At 69.5% G+C, this 20,657-nt stretch carries 13 protein-coding genes and 2 pseudogenes; 6 read left to right on the forward strand and 9 right to left on the reverse strand.

Features of this window, described 5'->3' with window-relative positions:
- Positions 1 to 3: 3 nt before the first annotated feature.
- Positions 4 to 2,577, reverse strand: a complete 2,574-nt coding sequence (locus ACZ4U1_RS11945) for a Pls/PosA family non-ribosomal peptide synthetase (RefSeq protein WP_467902430.1) — start codon at positions 2,575 to 2,577, stop codon at positions 4 to 6.
- Between the two features lie 526 nt (positions 2,578 to 3,103).
- Here ACZ4U1_RS11945 and ACZ4U1_RS11950 point away from each other — a divergent pair.
- Together ACZ4U1_RS11950 and ACZ4U1_RS11955 are read left to right on the forward strand one after the other, a co-directional pair.
- The gene (locus tag ACZ4U1_RS11950) at positions 3,104 to 3,613 is read left to right on the forward strand and encodes a hypothetical protein (RefSeq protein ID WP_467902432.1); all 510 of its coding nucleotides are present in this window, start codon (positions 3,104 to 3,106) and stop codon (positions 3,611 to 3,613) included.
- Positions 3,614 to 3,756: 143 nt separating this feature from the next.
- A complete protein-coding gene (locus tag ACZ4U1_RS11955) occupies positions 3,757 to 4,344 on the forward strand; it encodes a hypothetical protein (RefSeq protein ID WP_467902434.1) in 588 nt (195 codons plus the stop codon).
- A gap of 134 nt (positions 4,345 to 4,478) precedes the next feature.
- On the opposite strand, the gene ACZ4U1_RS11960 is transcribed toward ACZ4U1_RS11955, so the two are convergent.
- Positions 4,479 to 4,892: a hypothetical protein gene (locus tag ACZ4U1_RS11960; protein WP_467902435.1), complete on the reverse strand. Its 414-nt coding sequence runs from the start codon at positions 4,890 to 4,892 to the stop codon at positions 4,479 to 4,481.
- 100 nt (positions 4,893 to 4,992) lie between these two features.
- Between ACZ4U1_RS11960 and ACZ4U1_RS11965 the strand changes: the two are divergent.
- Positions 4,993 to 5,762: pseudogene (locus ACZ4U1_RS11965) on the forward strand (transposase).
- Between the two features lie 384 nt (positions 5,763 to 6,146).
- Here ACZ4U1_RS11965 and ACZ4U1_RS11970 read toward each other — a convergent pair.
- The 3 genes from ACZ4U1_RS11970 to ACZ4U1_RS11980 form a co-directional block, all read right to left on the reverse strand.
- Positions 6,147 to 6,815, reverse strand: a complete 669-nt coding sequence (locus tag ACZ4U1_RS11970; RefSeq protein WP_467902437.1) for a nucleotidyl transferase AbiEii/AbiGii toxin family protein — start codon at positions 6,813 to 6,815, stop codon at positions 6,147 to 6,149.
- 5 nt (positions 6,816 to 6,820) lie between these two features.
- Positions 6,821 to 7,213, reverse strand: a complete 393-nt coding sequence (locus tag ACZ4U1_RS11975) for a hypothetical protein (RefSeq protein WP_467902439.1) — start codon at positions 7,211 to 7,213, stop codon at positions 6,821 to 6,823.
- Positions 7,214 to 7,549: 336 nt separating this feature from the next.
- Entirely contained in the window at positions 7,550 to 9,079 is a 1,530-nt protein-coding gene (locus tag ACZ4U1_RS11980; protein WP_467902441.1) for a helix-turn-helix domain-containing protein, read from the reverse strand.
- 207 nt (positions 9,080 to 9,286) lie between these two features.
- Between ACZ4U1_RS11980 and ACZ4U1_RS11985 the strand changes: the two genes are divergently transcribed.
- Together ACZ4U1_RS11985 and acnA are read left to right on the forward strand one after the other, a co-directional pair.
- On the forward strand, positions 9,287 to 10,000 hold the full coding sequence (locus ACZ4U1_RS11985; protein WP_467902443.1) for a hypothetical protein: 714 nt from the start codon (positions 9,287 to 9,289) through the stop codon (positions 9,998 to 10,000).
- Positions 10,001 to 10,221: 221 nt separating this feature from the next.
- Positions 10,222 to 12,939 (forward strand): aconitate hydratase AcnA, encoded by a 2,718-nt coding sequence (gene acnA / locus ACZ4U1_RS11990; protein ID WP_467902445.1) that lies wholly within the window; start codon positions 10,222 to 10,224, stop codon positions 12,937 to 12,939.
- A gap of 64 nt (positions 12,940 to 13,003) precedes the next feature.
- Here acnA and ACZ4U1_RS11995 read toward each other — a convergent pair whose 3' ends face one another.
- The 4 genes from ACZ4U1_RS11995 to ACZ4U1_RS12010 all read right to left on the reverse strand — a co-directional run bounded on the left by ACZ4U1_RS11995 (position 13,004) and on the right by ACZ4U1_RS12010 (position 19,109).
- Entirely contained in the window at positions 13,004 to 15,697 is a 2,694-nt protein-coding gene (locus ACZ4U1_RS11995; protein WP_467902447.1) for a SpoIIE family protein phosphatase, read from the reverse strand.
- 671 nt (positions 15,698 to 16,368) lie between these two features.
- Positions 16,369 to 16,818 carry a nucleotide exchange factor GrpE gene (grpE, locus tag ACZ4U1_RS12000; protein ID WP_467902449.1) on the reverse strand — a complete coding sequence of 150 codons (450 nt, stop codon included), beginning with the start codon at positions 16,816 to 16,818 and terminating at the stop codon, positions 16,369 to 16,371.
- A gap of 2 nt (positions 16,819 to 16,820) precedes the next feature.
- Positions 16,821 to 18,677 (reverse strand): molecular chaperone DnaK, encoded by a 1,857-nt coding sequence (dnaK, locus tag ACZ4U1_RS12005; RefSeq protein WP_467902451.1) that lies wholly within the window; start codon positions 18,675 to 18,677, stop codon positions 16,821 to 16,823.
- Positions 18,678 to 18,722: 45 nt separating this feature from the next.
- The gene (locus ACZ4U1_RS12010; RefSeq protein ID WP_467902453.1) at positions 18,723 to 19,109 is read right to left on the reverse strand and encodes a J domain-containing protein; all 387 of its coding nucleotides are present in this window, start codon (positions 19,107 to 19,109) and stop codon (positions 18,723 to 18,725) included.
- 244 nt (positions 19,110 to 19,353) lie between these two features.
- On the opposite strand from ACZ4U1_RS12010, the pseudogene ACZ4U1_RS12015 reads away from it, so the two are divergent.
- Positions 19,354 to 20,419, forward strand: a pseudogene (locus ACZ4U1_RS12015) (lytic polysaccharide monooxygenase auxiliary activity family 9 protein).
- The last annotated feature ends 238 nt before the right edge of the window (positions 20,420 to 20,657 follow it).

Below are 20,657 nucleotides of genomic sequence, written 5' to 3' on the forward strand. Positions count from 1 at the left end.
TCCTCAACTCGTGGCAGCCGCAGGGGCGTCGGTCGTCTCCACGGCCCGGCCGGATCCGCCGGCCTCGGGCATGTCCACGGCCGGATTGCCGCCCCACTGCGCGTTCGGGGGGACTTCCTCGCCTTTCATGAGGAAGGAATCGGGTGCCAGCACCGAGCCGTCGCCCATGGTCACGCCGTAGTGCACATGGGCGGCGACGCCCAGCGTGCAGCCGGCGCCGAGCGTGGTGCCGTCGGACTTGAAGGTGCCGTCCTCCTGCGAGTGGCACTGGATCTTGCTCCCGGCGTTGAGGGTGCACTCGTCGCCGATGGTGGTGAGCGTCCGTTCGGTGATGAAGCACCCGTCGTCGAACACCCGGCGTCCGATGCGCACGCCCATCAGGCGCCAGACGAGGCTCTTGAAGGGGGTGCCGTTGTAGACGTTGAGGAAGTGCGAGGGAATCTTCCACATCCGCTCGTGCAGCCAGAAGTCGCGGTCGTAGATGGAGCACAGCAGCGGGCGCATCCTGCGGAACGACATCAGGCAGCGCTCCAGGAGCACGTAGTACGCGGTGGAGAAGGCGAGCAGCAGCGCCAGATACGCGCCGATCACCACGTCCCCGAGCACCCCGTACAGATCCACGGAGACGAGGGCGAACAGGGTGACCGCGAAGACGTGCAGCCAGCGCAGGAAGAGCATCAGGGCCATCGTGCGGAGGTTGTAGCGGTTCTTCGCGGCGAGATGGCCGCGCAGCTCGTCGCCCGTCCTGAGATGGTCGAACCGGGCGTCCCGCTCCACCGAGCGCGGGATCTCGAAGCACGGCGAACCGAGCAGCCCCACCCCGGTCCGGACCTCGCCGTCGAGGGGGACCATCACCTTCGTCGCCAGCAGGCAGTTCTCGCCCGTCCTGCCGCCCACCGGATAGGCGATGTTGTTGCCCAGGAAGTTGCGCGGCCCGATCGACACCCGGGACAGCCGGAACGACGTACTGGAGTACTCGGCGTTGATGACGGAGAGCCCGTCGGCCACCATCGTGCCGGTGCCGACGGAGACCAGGAAGGGCGTCTCGTGCTGCACCTCGGTGCCGAAGTTCGAACCGGTCTGCTCGACCCGTGACAGATCGTAACCGAGGCCGCGGAGATAGTGCACGATGTACGAGCTGTCCCCGCACAGCCATGCGAAGAACTTGATGTTCGTCAGGCGGGCCGCCAGCCGGTGCAGCGCGTAGTGGAACCCGTAGAGCGGATAGACCCGGTCGGGCTTGACCAGCAGGTGCAGCAGCCGCGGAACGACGTACAGCGCGACGAGCCCCAGGGCGAGGAAGCCGCAGAACAGGGCGAGCGAGACGCCCAGCGCGTCGGGGACGAGTGCGGACCGGGTCAGTACGGCCGTCTGCGGATCGAGCCGCTTGCCGATCGCCGGTATCCCCGTGAACACCATGTACACCCCGCCGACGGCGACCGGAACGTACACGCCGACCAGCTGCACCAGCGTGACCAGGCCGAACCAGGTCCGGCGCGCGGTGCCGCACCGGGCCGGCTCGACCCGGAGGTAGTCGACCCGCGCGGGCTCCGCCGGGGACCCGTGCCAGCGCTCGCCGTCCGGGACCGCCTGGCCGCGGTGCAACGCGGAGGAGTGGCCCAGCTGGGCGCCGTCGCCCATCGAGGTGTCGATGTCCAGGACGGTCTTCTCGCCGACGTACACGTCCCGGCCGAGCGTGACCCGGCCGGTCTGGATGCGGCCCGCGTAGGCCCGGTAGCCCAGGACGTACGCGTCCTTGCGGATCACCGTCCCGGCGCCGATCGTCAGCAGGTCGGTGCAGACCGGGACGGAGCGGGAGAGGATCGTGACGCCCTTCCCGATCCGCGCGCCCAGGGCGCGGAGATACAGCACGTACAGCGGGGTTCCGACGAGGAACACCATCGGATTCGCGTGCAGCAGGACCTTGACCAGCCAGAAGCGCAGATAGGCCAGGCCCCAGACGGGGAACTCGCCCGGTTTCCAGCGGCCGACCAGCAGCCATTTCGCCACGACGGGAAAGGCGCACAGGGCGAGGAAGCCGCCGCTGCCGAACACCAGCGACCGCAGGTAGATGTCGAGCGGGTCCGCGCCGGCGGCGATCCACTCGTATCCCGCGGCGGTGACGAACCCGGAGACGAGGGAGTAGACGAGGAAGACCGACAGCTGGAGCGTTCCGCACAGCAGGTGGGCCCGCCGGCTGGTGCGGGTCACCGGAGCCGGTTCCGCCGGGGCCTTTGCCGAGGGGTCGGGGGCGGCGGGAGGGGACGCCGGAGCGGCCGCCAGGAGAGCCGCCGTCAGGCCGCGGATCGTGGGATGCCGGTAGATGTCCCGCATCGAGGGGGAGGGCAGATCCGGATTCTTCCTGAGCCGCGCGCAGAACTGCGCCATGACCAGGGAGTTGGCGCCGAGATCGGTGAAGAAGTGGCTCTCGGCCGGGACGTCGTCGGCGCCGGTCACCTCGGCCAGCGTCGCCGCGAGTCTCCTCTCGGTGTCCTTCACGGCCGGCCCGGTGTCGCTCAGGGTGACGGCAGGTTCGTCCGGCCCCGATATGGGGACCTCCGAGGACTGCTCCACCATTCGATCTCCTGAGGACGTGTGGATCGCCAACGGCCAGATGGGTCCCTTTTGGCCAGGAACCACCGGTTTCAGTGTGGCCAGAGGGACAGCAGGCTGCCACTTCGCATCGATCCGCACGCTCACTCAGCGTGCCCGAGGCCTCCACATCCCCGGCTTTCCGCCCGGGACCGGCCCCGACCACCCCTCACCCGAACGGCGGCCCTCCACCCCCGCCCCGGCCCCCGGAGTCGTCCAGCGAGTACCGCGGGCGCGCCCCGGAGCGGAAGCGCGGACGCCGCCGCACCCCGTGGTCGGACGGGGTGCGGCGGCGTCCTGCGCGGGACGGTCAGATGTCCCGGAAGAGACCCGCTAGCGCCGTGACCTGCTGCAATGGGCGGTCGCGGGTCGCTGACTTGCAGTAATGGCCTTTGAGTTGTTACACGCTCTTGCCCGTTGATGCAGCCGGAAGTCCCAGGAAAGTCCCGCTGCCCGCAGCCACTCTCTCGGCTCTATGCAAGGAGTGCGGACGCGGCGTGCACTGATGTTCGTGCATCGGGAGTCCACCATCCACGAACGGCATCGCGTGCTTACCGAACGGCTAGCGGCCGGTGAAGACCCCGCGACCTGCGAGCCGAGTGACTGGCGGTCTGCTTACACCCTAGGCGACCGTGAGCTTCTGAACGTCAGGCGCCGGGGTCCGAGCTGGATCAAGCTCTGTCATCCGCGTTCCGTGCTGCCGCACACGACGGAGATGATTCACGGGATGTACTTCTCCCGTCGGCAGTTCGAATCGCTGTGCCAAGACGGCCGATTGAAGGACGGACGGGGCGGTGCCCTCCGGTTCGGCTACAAGAACGTTCCGGCCTACCTGGACAACACGCTGTTCACACGCCTGGTGGAGACGGGCCAGATCGGCACCACCGGAACGAGTACTGACCTCGTCCGCCAGCAGGTCATCCGCAGCTTCCGAGGACAGCGCAGCCTCGTGCTCGCCACGCTGAGCGGGGAGGAGCCGCCGCAGTCGACGCGGAACGCTCAGCGTCGACATGCACGCTGAGCGAAGGTGCTCCCCCGGAAGCGGTAGCAGCACCGCTCAGACAGGCCACCTGCCCGCTCAGGGACCAGCACACCACCGCCGAACTCGAAGCTATGCAAAACCGCGTACGGCAACTCGAAGAGGACGCCAGGTCCTGGGAGGTCATGGCACAAAGCTGCATGGAGGAACGCGACAAGGCGCGAGACGACGCCGCCACCGCCGAGGCGCTGCGCCAGGACCGGGATTACTGGAAGAATCAGTACCTCGACCTGTCGAAGAGCGGGAGGGGACAGGCAGCCGTACTCGACGCCTGGAGTGAGATCCCAGCCCTGGGAACGGACGCCGTGCCCACTTTCAAGGCTCTCACCAAGGCGTCGGAGGAGCACATCGTGTTCACGGCGAGAGCGGGGCGCGCCTGGAAGGATTCCCGCTATCCGTATCCCCAGGAGATGACCGACCAGCTGATCGCTCTTGCGCAGGCCGCGATGGACCTGTACGCCAACCCTGGCAATAAACCCAGGCTGACCCAGTGGTTCTACGACAACCACGGACTCAAGTACGCGCCCAGCGACGAGAAGCTGAGCAAGGACAGGGACAAGCGCTACTTCATGTTCGACGGGAAGCGCTGCGACGGACTGCCGCACATCAAGGTCCGGGACGCGGTGTCGCCCAACGAGGTCGGACGGATCTACTTCGCCCTCGACTCCGATGGGAAGCGTTTCATCGTGAACCACGTCGGACTTCACCTGTAGTCGGCTGCTTGGGCCACCCGCCTGCGGGCCGTATGTCCGGGCAGAGGCTGAGACGCGCCACCCTCAGCCTCTGCCCCCGCCCACCCTGATGTTCTGGGTCTAAGGGCTGTCCCGTAATCACGTGAGGCTGAGGGTCAGGCTGTTTCCGGGTCGGCGCCGATGGCGCCGACCGAGCGAAGCGAACGCCCGAGGTCTCCGGTGAGGATGCGGGGGTGTCGCCGCCACCACCACAGGTCTGGGCCAGGAAGCCTGTGGAACTGGTCGAGTGCTATGCCGTCGTCGTCGACGGTCGCGGCCTTGTACCGAGCGTCCAGAGCTTTGATCTGCGGGGTCCAGAGCTGGACGATGTGCTCGTCCAGCAGGACCCACGCCTCGTGCAGCCAGTTCCGGCAGTAGAGGTCGTTGGTGTACTCGTGGATGAAGTCGCCGTAGCCGCGCTCGATGGCGCTCACCAGGGCGGCCCACGCGTTCACTCTCTCAGCGACCGTGAATGCCGTCCGCCAGCCGCGCTGGTGCAAGAGCTCTCCCGCCTCGGTTTCCGTAGCCACGGGTGTGAGGTTCTCATGCCGAATCCGTCCGGGCGACCGAGATGTCTCCAGCCAGAGGCAGGCGGACCCTGCGACGTGATCAAGATGAGACGATCTCGCCGTGGCTGGTGTGATCACGGCGTCGGAGCCGTCCTGGATAGCCCCGTTCGCCGGGCTGAGCCCTCGCTGCTTCGGGAAGCTGGTGACCGTGCTGCGGCGGGAGGGTGCGGACGCGGTCCGCAAGGGCCGGCCGTGGAGCCTTCCGCTGGAGGATCGGGCACTGCTGGTCGCGGCGTACTGGCGCACGAACCTGACGATGCGGCAGCTCGCGCCGCTGTTCGGGGTGTCCAAGTCGGCGGCGGATCGGATCATCGACCATCTCGGGCCGATGCTCGCGCTCCAGCCCCGCAAGCGGTTCGCCAAGGACACCGTGCTGATCGTGGACGGCACCCTGGTCCCCACCCGCGACCACGCCATCTCGGCGCAGTCCAAGAACTACCGGTACTCCACCAACCACCAGGTCGTCATCGACGCCGACACCCGCTTGATCGTCGTGGTCGGCCGGCCGCTCGCCGGGAACCGCAACGACTGCAAGGCCTGGGAGGAATCGGGCGCCAAAGCCGCCGTCAGCAGAACACTCACGATCGCCGACGGCGGCTATCCCGGCACCGGACTCGTCATGCCACACCGCCGCCGCGAGGGCGAAGAACTGGGCGACTGGAAGGAGGCGCACAACAAGTCCCACAAGCAGGTCCGAGCCCGAGTCGAGCACGTCTTCGCCCGCATGAAGACCTGGAAGAGATCCTCCGCGACTGCCGACTCAAAGGCGACGGAGTCCACCACGCCATGCTCGGCATCGCCCGCATGCACAACCTCCCCCTCGCCGGATAGGCAAGCGGCCCGTACCGCGACTGACCATACCCAGGGCGACTCAAAGATCATTTACGGGACAACCCTTAGGCATTGCTCCGGCCGTTCGGCCCCCTCTTTCAGACCGTGTCGTGACAGCGCCAGGAAACAGAGGCCGTTCGTGCGGCGGCGCAACTCGATGCTGGTGCGCCGCAGCGGGGACACTTAGAACGCCATGTCCTGATCGAGATTGGCCAGCTGGCCCGTGACGTCCTGGGAGCCGGTGGACTACGGGGCGGGCAGGGGCGCAGTGCTTGCAGCATGGCGCGCACGGTGGGGGACAAGCCCGTAACTACTGCTGTCCCACCTACTCACTTCTTGGCTCTTGCTCTGATCGTTTCCAGACGAGATCTCATCCGGACGTGATCAGTCGATGTCCGGATCATCGGCCTCTTCGAGGAGGCGGGCCGCGAGGTCGTCGGCCCACTCCACGGCCCAGGAGCGGAGAGCGGTGATGGTGGCGTCACTGAGCCCATAGGCGGTGAAGGCTTCGTCATCGGTCCACTCGGCGCCCGCGAGGTTCGACTGCAGATCCTCGCGCTCGAAGCGGCCGCGGGCATGACGGCGGCCGAACTCCTCGAGTTCGGCATTGGTCCAGCGGCGGGAGGCTGCGAACACGTCGATCAGGTCGCGGGGCGCTCCGCGGTCGGCAAGGGCGCGGACCTTGGTCCCGATCACGTCCTCCTCCGCGAGGACGGGCCCGTACGGGCTCTGGGCGACAGGCCGCCAGAAGATCTCCTTGAGGATGTCCACTTCGCATTCCTGGCCCGTAGCTGGGTCGGTCACAGTGAAGCGGGCGGACAGCGGGGCGGTCTCCAGGGCGTGCACCTCCCAGCCGCGGGCTTCCAGGCCGGCGCGGAGTGCGGCGGCGATGTCGGCCATCGGTGCCGGGTTCTCGGTGGCAACGTCGAGATCCTGGCTTGGGCGGTTCACGAGGCGGTGCGCCCGCACGGCGTATCCACCGGTGAGAACCAGGGGATACGGCGAGCCGAGGGCGATCACATCCGCCAGGAGCCGCGTGTGCAGCTCTGGCATGTCCGTCACGCGGCTGCCCGGGTGCGGGAGACGAGCTCGGGGAAGGTGTCTTCCCACACGGAGCGCACGGTGCGACCGACGAGGTTACGCAGCACCGGCCACATCTGGAGGAGAAGATCCCTGTTGAGGTATTGGGGCAGGTCGTCGCGCAGGCCCTCGTGCAGGACGGTGCGGTACAGGCCCATGCGTTGGCGAGGCTTGCTCATGTCGTACGAGGTCATCCCCGACCATGCCATGTGCAGCGGCAGTTCCACGACACCTTGTGCCGGGCCGCGCAACTCGTCCAGCGACTCCGGCAGCCGCCGCTGGAACTTCTCCCGGTACAGCATGAGATCCTCGGCGACCACGTCCGAGAGACCGTTCGGCGCGGCTGCGGGTTGCTGTGGGCTGGAGGACATGCCTCCATTATGGCGGCCGGGGACGGTAAGGGGCACGATGCGCGAGCTTGCGACCGCAGTGCGCGGGAGCGGGCTTCTGCAGGGTGTCTGAGCGTGAAGGTGGGGCAGCGAGCCGAATCCTGCCCTGACCTGCTTTTCTATGACTCGCTCAGGACGAGGTCCTTCCGATTACGCATCACGCGGAGTGCAGGGCAATCCGTCCCCCGGCCCCTGAGGCCGACAGTCCCTCGGCCCCGGCCCAAAGTCCCTGAGAAGTCCCACAGGCGCAGCCGAACCCCTCCCGGCTTACATTCACGCAGGTCAGGAGGGGTGCAGCGGTGTCTTTCCCGAAGACTGTCAGATGTCCCGGAAGATCTCGATCTGCGCCCCGATCGAGTTCAGGCGCTCGGCGAGGTCCTCGTAACCGCGGTTGATGACGTACACGTTGCGCAGCACCGACGTGCCCTCGGCCGCCATCATCGCCAGCAGGACGACGACCGCCGGCCGCAGGGCCGGCGGGCACATCATCTCGGCGGCGCGCCAGCGGGTCGGGCCCTCGACCAGGACCCGGTGCGGGTCCAGCAGCTGGAGCCGGCCGCCGAGGCGGTTGAGGTCGGTCAGGTAGATGGCCCGGTTGTCGTACACCCAGTCGTGGATGAGCGTCTTGCCCTGCGCGGTGGCCGCGATGGCCGCGAAGAACGGGACGTTGTCGATGTTCAGGCCCGGGAAGGGCATGGGGTGGATCTTGTCGATCGGTGCTTCGAGCTTGGAGGGGCGGACCGTGAGGTCGACCAGCCGGGTACGGCCGTTGTCCGCGCAGTACTCGGGGCTGCGGTCGTGGTCGAGGCCCATCTCCTCCAGGACCGCCAGCTCGATCTCCAGGAACTCGATGGGCACCCGGCGGACCGTCAGCTCCGACTCGGTGACCACGGCGGCGGCCAGCAGGCTCATCGCCTCGACCGGGTCCTCGGAGGGGGAGTAGTCGACGTCGACGTCGATGTTCGGCACGCCGTGCACGGTGAGCGTGGTGGTGCCGATGCCTTCCACCTTGACGCCCAGCGCCTCCAGGAAGAAGCACAGGTCCTGGACCATGTAGTTGGAGGAGGCGTTGCGGATGACGGTCACGCCGTCGTGGCGGGCTGCGGCCAGCAGGGCGTTCTCCGTCACCGTGTCGCCGCGTTCGGTCAGGACGATCGGGCGGTCGGGGCGGACCGAGCGGTCCACCTGGGCGTGGTACTGGCCCTCGGTGGCCGCGATGTCCAGACCGAACCGGCGCAGCGCGATCATGTGCGGCTCGATGGTCCGCGTGCCCAGGTCGCAGCCGCCGGCGTACGGCAGCTTGAAGTGGTCCATGCGGTGCAGCAGCGGGCCGAGGAACATGATGATGGAGCGGGTGCGGACGGCGGCCTCCGCGTCGATCGAGCCCATCTCCAGCTCGGCGGGCGGGACCAGTTCCAGGTCGACACCGTCGTTGATCCAGCGGGTGCGCACGCCGATGGAGTTGAGCACCTCCAGCAGGCGGTACACCTCCTCGATCCGCGCCACCCGGCGCAGCACCGTGCGCCCCTTGTTCAGCAGGGAGGCGCACAGCAGGGCCACGCACGCGTTCTTGCTGGTCTTCACGTCGATGGCGCCGGACAGACGGCGGCCGCCGACCACGCGCAGATGCATCGGACCCGCGTAGCCCAGCGACACGATCTCGCTGTCCAGGGCTTCACCGATTCGGGCGATCATCTCAAGGCTGATGTTCTGGTTGCCGCGCTCGATGCGGTTGACGGCGCTCTGGCTGGTTCCGAGCGCCTCCGCGAGCTGCGTCTGAGTCCAGCCCCGGTGCTGCCGGGCGTCACGGATGAGCTTGCCGATGCGTACGAGGTAGTCGTCTGACATGAGGTTGAGGTTATCTCAGATATGAGATGGCGCCCGCCAGGGGGTCCATTCGGGTGACGCCGGTGACGGTCCGTCAGTGTCGCTGTGCGCAACGGTTTGTGGGTACCCGGAAAGATCCGGGCAAATCAGCCGATGTCCTACGGTGTTCGACCGTCCAGGCAACCCCCGCCCACCTGTGCCCCTCTGAGACCCCGAAGGGGGATGCACATGAAGACCAGGACAGGTCGGTACGTTGTCGCCGCGTTGCTCGTCGGCTGCTGCACGCTCGTCTCCTGCGGCACGGAGCGCACGGACGCGGGCCGGGGCGGCCCCTCGGCGCCGCGGTGGTCCACGGCGGACGAGGAGTGCGCTCACAAGGAGGTTCCGGACACCACCGACGACGACCAGGAGATTCCGGACACGACGTCCGACGATGACGGGACGATTCCGGACATCACGTCGGACGACGACGAGTTCCCGGACACCACGAGTGACGACCAGGGGATCCCGGACACCACGTCCGACGACCAGGGCCCGCCCGTGGACGGCACGACGGACGACACGACGGACGACACGACGGATGACACGACGGACGGCACGACGGATGACACGACGGATGACACGGCGGACGACGGCGCGGGTGTGCCGGACGTCGGTCCGCACCGCTGGTTCTCGATGACCCGCGACTTCCGCGCGTACCTGAAGGCGGGCGCCTCGAAGAAGGACGCCGCCATCGCCGCCCATGTCGAGAAGGTCTGCGTGCGCATGCCCGGCGACGGTCGTACGACGGCCAGCGTCTGGGTCGACTACGGCGTGTGGGAGGACGACGAGCTGCAGCGCGCCGCCGAGGTGTTCGCCCGCTGGCGGGAGTCCGTGTACGGCGATCACGGCCATGTCGCCGTCCTGGCGCCCGCCAAGATGACCGCCGACCGGGACTGGTAGCCGCCGTCGGGCCGGCCCGGAGCGCGTCCCGGGCCGGGTTGGGCATGACCAGTCGGCGCCCATGTACTAGTGTTATCTCGACATCGAGATATCTGCCGAGGCGCACCGTGGTCGCCACACCAGTAAGGCATGCCTAACTTAGCCTGACCTTACTGGTTCGGCCAAGCCGGCGTGGCGGCACGATTGACGGTGGTACGCGCACATCAATGAAGGAGACTGTCGTGTCGGCGAACAGCTTCGACGCCCGCAGCACGCTGCAGGTGGGCGACGAGTCGTACGAGATCTTCCGGCTGGACAAGGTGGAGGGCTCCGCTCGCCTGCCGTACAGCCTCAAGGTCCTGCTGGAGAACCTGCTCCGCACGGAGGACGGCGCGAACATCACCGCCGACCACATCCGCGCCCTCGGCACCTGGGACTCGCAGGCCCAGCCCTCCCAGGAGATCCAGTTCACGCCGGCCCGCGTGATCATGCAGGACTTCACCGGCGTGCCCTGTGTCGTGGACCTCGCCACGATGCGTGAGGCCGTGAAGGAGCTGGGCGGCGACCCGGCCAAGATCAACCCGCTGGCGCCGGCCGAGCTGGTCATCGACCACTCCGTCATCGCCGACAAGTTCGGCACCAACGACGCCTTCAAGCAGAACGTCGAGCTGGAGTACGGCCGCAACAAGGAGCGCTACCAGTTCCTGCGCTGGGGCCAGACCGCCTTCGACGAGTTCAAGGTCGTCCCCCCGGGCACCGGCATCGTCCACCAGGTGAACATCGAGCACCTGGCCCGTGTCGTGATGGTCCGCGACGGCAAGGCCTACCCGGACACCCTGGTCGGCACCGACTCGCACACCACCATGGTCAACGGCCTCGGCGTCCTCGGCTGGGGCGTCGGCGGCATCGAGGCCGAGGCCGCCATGCTCGGCCAGCCGGTCTCCATGCTCATCCCGCGCGTCGTCGGCTTCAAGCTCACCGGTGAGCTGCAGCCCGGCACCACCGCCACCGACCTGGTCCTCACCATCACCGAGATGCTCCGCAAGCACGGTGTGGTCGGCAAGTTCGTGGAGTTCTACGGCGAGGGTGTGGCCGCCACCTCCCTGGCCAACCGCGCCACCATCGGCAACATGTCGCCGGAGTTCGGCTCCACCGCCGCGATCTTCCCGATCGACGACGAGACCCTGAACTACCTGCGCCTGACCGGCCGCTCCGAGCAGCAGGTCGCCCTGGTCGAGGCCTACGCCAAGGAGCAGGGCCTCTGGCTGGACCCGGCCGCCGAGCCCGACTTCTCCGAGAAGCTGGAGCTGGACCTCTCCACGGTCGTCCCGTCCATCGCCGGCCCGAAGCGCCCGCAGGACCGCATCGTCCTCGCCAACGCGGCCGAGCAGTTCAAGCAGGACGTCCGCAACTACGTCGACACCGTGGACGAGGCGGGCCAGGAGTCCTTCCCGGCCTCCGACGCCCCGGCCGTCGCCCCGAACGGCGCGCCGAGCAACCCGGTGCCCGTCACCGCCCCCGACGGCACCACCTACGAGCTGGACCACGGTGCGGTGACGGTCGCGGCCATCACCTCCTGCACCAACACCTCCAACCCGTACGTCATGATCGGCGCCGCCCTCGTCGCCAAGAAGGCGGTCGAGAAGGGCCTCGCCCGCAAGCCGTGGGTCAAGTCCACCCTCGCCCCGGGCTCGAAGGTCGTCACCGACTACTTCGAGAAGGCCGGCCTCACGCCGTACCTGGACAAGCTGGGCTTCAACCTCGTCGGCTACGGCTGCACCACCTGCATCGGCAACTCCGGCCCGCTGCCGGAGGAGGTCTCCAAGGCCGTCAACGACCACGACCTCGCGGTGGTCTCGGTCCTCTCCGGCAACCGGAACTTCGAGGGCCGCATCAACCCCGACGTCAAGATGAACTACCTGGCGTCCCCGCCGCTGGTCGTCGCGTACGCCATCGCGGGCTCCATGAAGGTGGACATCACCCGGGACGCCCTCGGCACCGACCAGGACGGCAACCCGGTCTACCTGAAGGACATCTGGCCGAGCGAGGCCGAGGTCAACGAGGTCGTCGCCAACGCCATCGGCGAGGACATGTTCGCCAAGTCCTACGAGGACGTCTTCGCCGGCGACGCCCAGTGGCAGTCCCTCCCGGTCCCGACCGGCAACACCTTCGAGTGGGACCCGGAGTCCACCTACGTCCGCAAGCCCCCGTACTTCGAGGGCATGGGCATGGAGCCGGCCCCGGTCGAGGACATCGCCGGCGCCCGGGTCCTCGCCAAGCTGGGCGACTCGGTCACCACCGACCACATCTCCCCGGCCGGTGCCATCAAGGCCGACACCCCGGCCGGCAAGTACCTCACGGAGCACGGCGTCGAGCGCCGCGACTTCAACAGCTACGGCTCCCGCCGCGGCAACCACGAGGTCATGATCCGCGGTACGTTCGCCAACATCCGCCTGCGCAACCAGATCGCGCCGGGCACCGAGGGCGGCTACACGCGTGACTTCACGCAGGACGGCGGCCCGGTCTCCTTCATCTACGACGCCTCCCGCAACTACATCGAGCAGGGCATCCCGCTCGTCGTCCTCGCGGGCAAGGAGTACGGCTCCGGCTCGTCCCGCGACTGGGCGGCCAAGGGCACCGCGCTGCTCGGCGTGAAGGCCGTCATCGCCGAGTCCTACGAGCGCATCCACCGCTCCAACCTCATCGGCATGGGCGTCCTGCCGCTGCAGTTCCCGGAGGGCGCCTCGGCCCAGTCCCTCGGTCTGACCGGCGAGGAGACCTTCTCCATCTCCGGCGTCACCGAGCTGAACGAGGGCCGCACGCCGCGCACGGTCAAGGTCACCACCGACACCGGTGTCGAGTTCGACGCGGTCGTCCGCATCGACACCCCCGGTGAGGCCGACTACTACCGCAACGGCGGCATCATGCAGTACGTGCTGCGCAACCTGATCCGCAAGTAAGCGGCAGCGCCCAGCGGTTCAGGGCCGCATCCCCGACCCGGGGATGCGGCCCTTCGCTTTCCGCTCAGTCGCCCAGGAGCGCGCCGAGGTCCGGCACCGCCAGTTCGGCCCAGATGACCTTGCCGTGCGGGGTGTACCGGGTGCCCCAGCGCTCGGACAGCTGGGAGACCAGGAACAGGCCGCGGCCGCCCTCGTCGGTCGTCGCCGCGTACCGCAGGTGCGGGGAGGTGCTGCTGCCGTCGGCGACCTCGCAGATCAGCGTGCGGTCATGGATGAGCCGTACATGGACCGGGTCGGAGCCGTAGCGGATGGCGTTGGTGATCAGCTCGCTCAGCACGAGTTCCATGCCGAAGCCCAGCTCGGACAGCCCCCACTCGGCCAGCTTGGCGGAGACGGCGCCGCGCATCCCCGACACGGCGGCCGGGTCCCGCGGCACGTCCCAGTCGGCGACCCGGTCGGCCGGCAGCACCCGGGTGCGCGCCACGAGCAGCGCGACATCGTCCCCGGGACGCTCGGGCAGCAGCTGCTCCAGCACCGCTTGGCAGCTCTCCTCCGGCGACCGGCCGGGATGGCCCGCCAGGGCCCGGCGCAGCAGCTCCATGCCCTCGTCCAGGTCCCGCTTGCGGTCCTCGATCAGACCGTCGGTGTACAGCACCAGCTGGCTGCCCTCGGCCAGCTCCAGCTCGGCCGTCCGGAACGGCAGGCCGCCCAGGCCCAGCGGAGGCCCGGCCGGCAGGTCGGGGAAGGTGACGCTGCCGTCGGGGTGGACCAGCGCGGGCGCGAGGTGCCCGGCCCGTGCCATGACACAGCGGCGCGTCACCGGGTCGTAGATCGCGTACAGACAGGTCGCGCCCGCGATCTCCCCGGCCGACTCCGGACACGCCTCGTTCTGGTCGATACGGCCGACCAGGTCGTCCAGGTGCTGGAGCAGTTCGTCCGGCGGCAGGTCCAGCGTGGAGAAGTTGTGCACCGCGGTCCGCAGCCGGCCCATCGTCGCGGCGGCGTGCAGCCCGTGTCCCACCACGTCACCGACGGCCAGGGCCACCCGGCCGCCCGGCAGCGGGATCACGTCGAACCAGTCCCCGCTCACCCCGGACCGCGCCGGCAGATAGCGGTAGCCGACGTCCAGCGCGCTCTGCTCGGGCAGCGCGCGCGGCAGCAGGCTGCGCTGCAGGGTGACCGCGAGGGTGTGCTCGCGGGTGTAGCGGCGGGCGTTGTCGATGCTGACCGCGGCCCGGGCCACCAGCTCCTCCGCCAGGGACAGCTCGTCCTCGTCGAAGGGCTCCCGTTTGGAGCGCCAGAAGTTGGCCATGCCCAGGACGACCCCGCGCGCCCGGATGGGCGCGGAGATGAGCGAGTGGATGCCGAAGTCCAGGATCTGCCGGGTCCGCTGCGGGTCCTGGGCCCGCCAGCCGTCGGCGCCCGCCAGGTCGGTGACGAGCACGGAGCGCCCGGCGCCGTAGCCGCGGGCCTGCGGGGTGGTCGGCAGGAAGTCGATCAGCCGGCCCTGCTCGTAGAGCGGGTGGTCGTCCCGGATGCCGCTCACGGCGACCCGCCGCATGTCCGTCGCCGTCGGAGCCGGTTCCTCCCCGTGCAGTACGGCGTCGGCCAGGTCGACGGTGATGAAGTCGGCGAAGCGCGGCACGGCGACCCGGGCCAGCTCGTCGGCCGTGCGGACCACGTCCAGCGTGCTGCCGACGGACAGACCCGCGTCGTACAGCAGCTCCAGCCGCTCCCGGGCGGCCTCGGCCCGGCCGGACACCGCCTGGAGCTCGGTGGAGTCGCGGAGCGTCACGACGGTTCCGCCGGGGCAGCCCGCGCGGTCCGTGGGCCGCTGGTTGACCGCCAGCAGCCGTCCCTTGGCGAAGTGCACCTCGTCGCTGGCCGGACGCCCGGAGCCGAGCAGCTCCGCCGTCGCCGGGTCGAGATCCGGCAGCTCGCGTACGGTGCGTCCCTCGGCGTCGGCGGGCAGTTCCAGCAGCCGCCGGGCCTCGTCGTTGACGAGGAGCAGCCGGCCGTCGGCACCGATGATGAGGACACCCTCCCGCACCGAGTGCAGCACCGTGTCATGGTGCTCGTACATGCGGCTCATCTCGTCCGGGGCCAGGCTGTGGGTCTGCCGTCGCAGCCTGCGGCCCACCAGGGCCGTGCCGCCGGTCGACACCAGCAGCGCGCCGCCGCCGGCGGCCAGGATGATCGGCAGCTGCCGGTCCAGCTCGCTGGTGACGTTCTCGACCTTCAGCCCGGCGGAGACCAGCGCGACCACCCGGCCGTCGCTGTCGTCGACGGGCACGGTGGCCTGCACCTCGTGGCCCAGCGGGCCGTGCACGCTCTCGGTGTAGACCTTGCCGGCCAGCGAGGGCTCGATGGTGCCCACGAACCGCTTGCCGATCCGGCTGGGGATCGGGTGGGTGTAGCGGATGCCGTGGGTGTCCATGACGACGATGAAGTCCACCCCCGCGGACCTGCGCGCGCTCTCGGTCAGCGGCTGGAGGACCCTGGACGGCTCAGGGCTTCGCAGTGCCTCCACCAGTCCCGGAGCGTGGGCGAAGGTCTGCGCGACGGCGATGGACCGGCGCCGGGCCTCGGTGGTGGTGTCCCGCTTCGACTGCAGGACCAGAGCGAGGACGGCGCACAGCACGAGCAGCACCACCAGCGCGACCTGGAGCAGGAACACCTGCCCGGCGACGCTGCGGGGGCTCTTTCCGATCACAGTGCGCCATGCGAGACGCCTGAATCGAACAGATGCGTCCGACATGCGGCATTTGTAGCACCGGTGTTTTCCAGGTGGCTATGGTGCGTCCAAGAGATGGACACGGAGACTGTCGCCGGGTGCCGGCAGACGGGCGCCGGGCAGCGGTCACCGGTCGACTGTCGCCGGGTGCCGGGTGCCGGGTGCCGGTCGGCGGCCATCGGTCGGCTGCCGCGGCGGCCCGGGTGCCGGTGGGCGGTCGCCTGTCCCGTCGCCGGACGCCTGTGGCTTGTCCCCGGTCGGCGAGCGCCCGGTCCGCACGTGCGTGCCGCTGTACCCCGTGCGGGGTGACGGCGATCCGTCCGCGAGCTTTGCCGGACCGCGTCCGGGGCCACGCCGGCCCGCCCGCGAGCCCGCCGCACCGCCTCGGCGGTCACGACGGTCCGTCCGCGAGTTTCCCCGCGCTGCGTCCGGCGTCACGCCGGCCCGCCCGCACGGGCGTGCTGCCGCACCGCGTCCGGGGTCACGACAGCCCGTCCGCGAGCCTTGCCGTACGGCCTCGGCGGTCACGGCGGCCCGTCCGCGAGTTTCCCCGCGCCGCGTCCGGGGTCACAACGACCCGCCCACACGTGCGTGGAGGTCGCGACGGCCCGTCCGCGAGCTGTGCCGCACCGCGTCCGGGGCCACGCCGGCCCGCCCGCCCGCGACGTGCTGCCGTACCGCCGCACCGCATCGGGTCACGGTGGACCGGTGACCGTCACGTCGGCGGGGCGCAGGAGGCGGTCGCCGAGGCGGTAGCCGGGGCGGAGGATCTCCGTGCAGACCAGCCGCTCGGCGCCCGGGACCGTGTGGTGCACGATCGCCTCGTGGCAGGCCGGGTCGAACGGCTCGCCCTCCTCGCCGAAGCCCCGGAGCCCCAGCGAGCCCAGCTGGGTCCACAGCGTGTCGCGGATGTCCTTCAGGCCGGGCGTCAGCGGCTCGTGCGCGCACGCCCGGTCCACCGCGTCCACCACCGGCAGCAGGGCGGTCAGCACGTTGGCCACGGCGATCTCCCGCACGGCCAGGCGGTCCCGCCGCACCCGCTTGCGGTAGTTGTCGTACTCCGCCTTCAGCCTCTGCAGATCGGCGGTGCGCTCCTGGAGCAGGCGCTCCACCTCACCCGTGCTCGGCGTCCGCGCCCCGTCCATCGTCAGCCTGCCTCCGGCTTGTCGTCGTCGACGATCTCGGCGTCCACCACCTCGTCGTCCTTGGCGGAGCCCGCCGCTCCACCGGCACCGCTCTGTTCGGCCTGCTCGGTCTGCGCCTTCTCGTACATCGCCGTACCGATCTTCTGCGCGGCCTGCGCGGCACGGTCCATGGCCTGCCGGATCGCCGCCGTGTCCTCCGACTTCAGCTTCTCCTTCAGCTCGGCCAGCGCCGACTCCGTCTCGGACTTCGCGTCGGCCGGGATTTTGTCCGGATTCTCCCTGATCAGCTTCTCGGTGGAGTACACGAGCTGCTCGGCCTGGTTCCGTGTCTCCGCCGCCTCACGCCGCTGACGGTCGTCCTCGGCGTGCTGCTCGGCCTCGCGGACCATCCGGTCGATGTCGTCCCGGGGCAGCGCGGAGCCGCCGGTGACGGTCATCTTCTGTTCCTTGCCGGTGCCGAGGTCCTTCGCGGAGACGTGCATGATCCCGTTGGCGTCGATGTCGAAGGCGACCTCGATCTGCGGCACCCCGCGCGGGGCGGGGGCGATGCCGGTCAGCTCGAACATGCCGAGCTTCTTGTTGTACGCGGCGATCTCCCGCTCGCCCTGGTAGACCTGGATCGTCACCGAGGGCTGGTTGTCCTCGGCGGTGGTGAAGATCTCCGAGCGCCGGGTCGGGATCGTGGTGTTCCGCTCGATCAGCTTGGTCATGATGCCGCCCTTGGTCTCGATCCCCAGGGACAGCGGGGTGACGTCGAGCAGCAGGACGTCCTTGACCTCGCCCTTGAGCACACCGGCCTGCAGGCTCGCGCCGACGGCCACGACCTCGTCGGGGTTCACGCCCTTGTGCGGTTCCTTGCCGGTCAGCTCCTTCACCAGCTCCGTCACCGCCGGCATCCGGGTGGAGCCGCCCACCAGCACCACGTGGTCGATGTCGGACACCTTGATCCCGGCGTCCTTGATCGCGTTGTGGAACGGCGCCTTGCACCGCTCCAGCAGGTCCGCCGTCAGCTGCTGGAACTGCGCCCGCGTCAGCTTCTCGTCCAGGTGCAGCGGACCCTCGGCGGACGCGGTGATGTACGGCAGGTTGATCGAGGTCTCCGACGAGGACGACAGCTCGATCTTCGCCCGCTCCGCCGCCTCCCGCAGCCGCTGCACCGCCATCTTGTCCCGGGACAGATCGACGCCGTAGCCGTTCTTGAACTGCTGCACCAGATGGTCCACGACCCGCTGGTCCCAGTCGTCACCGCCGAGATGCGTGTCACCGTTGGTGGCCTTCACCTCGATGACACCCTCGCCCATCTCCAGCAGCGACACATCGAACGTGCCGCCGCCCAGGTCGAAGACGAGGACCGTCTGGTCGTTCTCCTTGTCCAGCCCGTACGCCAGCGCCGCCGCCGTCGGCTCGTTGATGATCCGCAGCACGTTCAGCCCCGCGATCTCACCGGCCTCCTTCGTCGCCTGCCGCTGAGCGTCATCGAAATAGGCGGGCACGGTGATCACGGCGTCGGTGACGTCCTCACCGAGGTACGCCTCCGCGTCCCGCTTCAGCTTCTGCAGCACCCGCGCGGAGATCTCCTGCGCCGTGTACCGCTTGCCGTCGATGTCCCCCTGGTCCGGGAACCGCCAGTGGTGATCCCCCACGTGCCGCTTCACCGAGCGCGCGGTGCGCTCCACGTTCGTCACGGCCTGCCGCTTGGCGACCTCGCCGACCAGCACCTCACCGTTCTTCGCGAACGCCACCACCGACGGCGTGGTGCGAGCGCCCTCCGTGTTGGTGATGACGGTGGGCTCGCCGCCCTCCAGGACCGAGACCACCGAGTTCGTCGTACCGAGGTCGATACCCACCGGACGCGCCATCTGCGTTCTCCCTCCTCGTCTTCACCCCGTGCGCCACCGCACGTATCACCCCCCGTGTTCCCAGCGCACCGGCCCCGCGCGCAGCGGCGGCTCGGGAATCTCGACGCGCAGCACGACGCCCAGCACGACGACGTACCGGCGGGGCGGTCCGCCCCTCCCGGTGACACGGGCCACCCGCCCCGACCACTGGTACGACCGCTGGTACGACCGCTCGTGCACCCGCTCCTGCGCGCGGTCGTAGGCCGCGCGCCGTACCGGATCCCGGAGCGTCTCGTAGGCCGCCCGCAGCTCGCCGAACCGCTCGGCGGTGACCGCGTCCACCCGGGTGTCCGGGCGCAGTTCCCGAGCCCTGCGGCGGAAGGCAGAGGTGATCGCCCCGGCCGTGGCCGAGGGCGCCACGCCCAGCACCGCGTAGAGGTCCGGCTGTTCCATCCGGGTCACCTCCTCACCCACCGCGAGCTGCGACCACGGACCCGGATCGCCTATCAATGGGAGTAAGACGTGAGCGCACCCGTGTCAAGTGTGGGCCCCATCGCGTGTGCCCTGGCCGTTTACAGCTGCCGTGGTGGGCGCCAGCTTCACGAGGAGGAGCTGTGGGAGCGCTCCCATATCTCCGGCAGGCAGCTCGTCCGATCCTCGGTCAAGGAGGCCGCTGACTGTCATGTATCCGACAAGGATGCGCCCGCGATCACCACACCCCACCCGCCCCTCAGCCTTCTTCCTGATCGCCCTCGCCCTGCTCACCGCCCTCCCCGCCCTCGCCCTGATCCTCGCCACCGGCGCCCCGGCCTCGGCCCACGGCACCCCCACGAAGCCGGGCAGCCGGACCTTCCTGTGCTGGCAGGACGCGCTCACCGACACCGGCGAGATCAAGGCCGTGAACCCGGCCTGCAAGGCGGCACAGCAGGCCGGCGGGACCACGCCGTTCTACAACTGGTTCTCGGTGCTCCGCTCGGACGGCGCCGGCCGCACCCGCGGCTTCGTGCCGGACGGCCGGTTGTGCAGCGGCGGAAACCCGAACTTCACGGGCTTCGACCTGGCCCGGGACGACTGGCCGGTGACCCATCTGACCGCGGGTGCCACCGTCGACTTCTCCTACAACGCCTGGGCTGCGCACCCCGGCTGGTTCTACGTCTACGTCACCAAGGACGGCTACGACCCCACCGAGCCGCTCGCCTGGGACCAGATGGAGGACCAGCCCTTCCTCACCGCCGACCACCCGCCGCTGAACGGCTCGCCGGGCACGGTCGAGGCGGGCGAACTACTCCTGGACCGGCACGCTCCCGGCGGGCAAGTCGGGGCGGCACATCATCTACATGGTGTGGCAGCGCTCGGACAGCGCGGAGACCTTCTACTCCTGCTCCGACGTCGTGTTCGACGGCGGCAACGGCGAGGTGACCGGCGTCCACGACCCCGGCAGCCCGGCCGAACCGCCGCTCGGTGCCTGTACCGCCACCCGGAAGACGACGGGTACCTGGCCCGGCGGCTACCAGTCCGAGGTGACGGTGACCAACAGCGGTGACGTGCCGATGCTCGGCTGGATGGTCGACTGGGCCCTGCCGGCCGGCCAGAAGGTGGCCGGCCTCTGGAGCGGCGACGCCACCTACACCGGCCAGGACGTCATGGTCCACAACGCCGACTGGAACGGCTCCCTGAGCCCCGGACGGTCCACGACCTTCGGCTACACCGTCCAGGGGGACGGTGGCGACAGCGCCACCACCCTGCCCTGTCGGGTCGGTTGACCGCTCTGGGCGGACCCGGTGGCCGTGCGCACCGGGTCCGCGAGCCGGGCAGGGGAGGGGGGTGGTGGAGCCCCTGCCCGGAGGGGATGGCCTGTTACCGCGTGGCTTGTGCGGCGTCCTGGCTGCGCGACATCGTTGTCATATGGTCTGTACATGACTCTACCGCCTCAACCGACAACGATGTCAACCCACTTGGCTCACCCGACCGGGTGATCCCGGCGCGCGCCTGCCGGAGCGT

Source organism: Streptomyces sp. NPDC028928 (assembly GCF_055564915.1).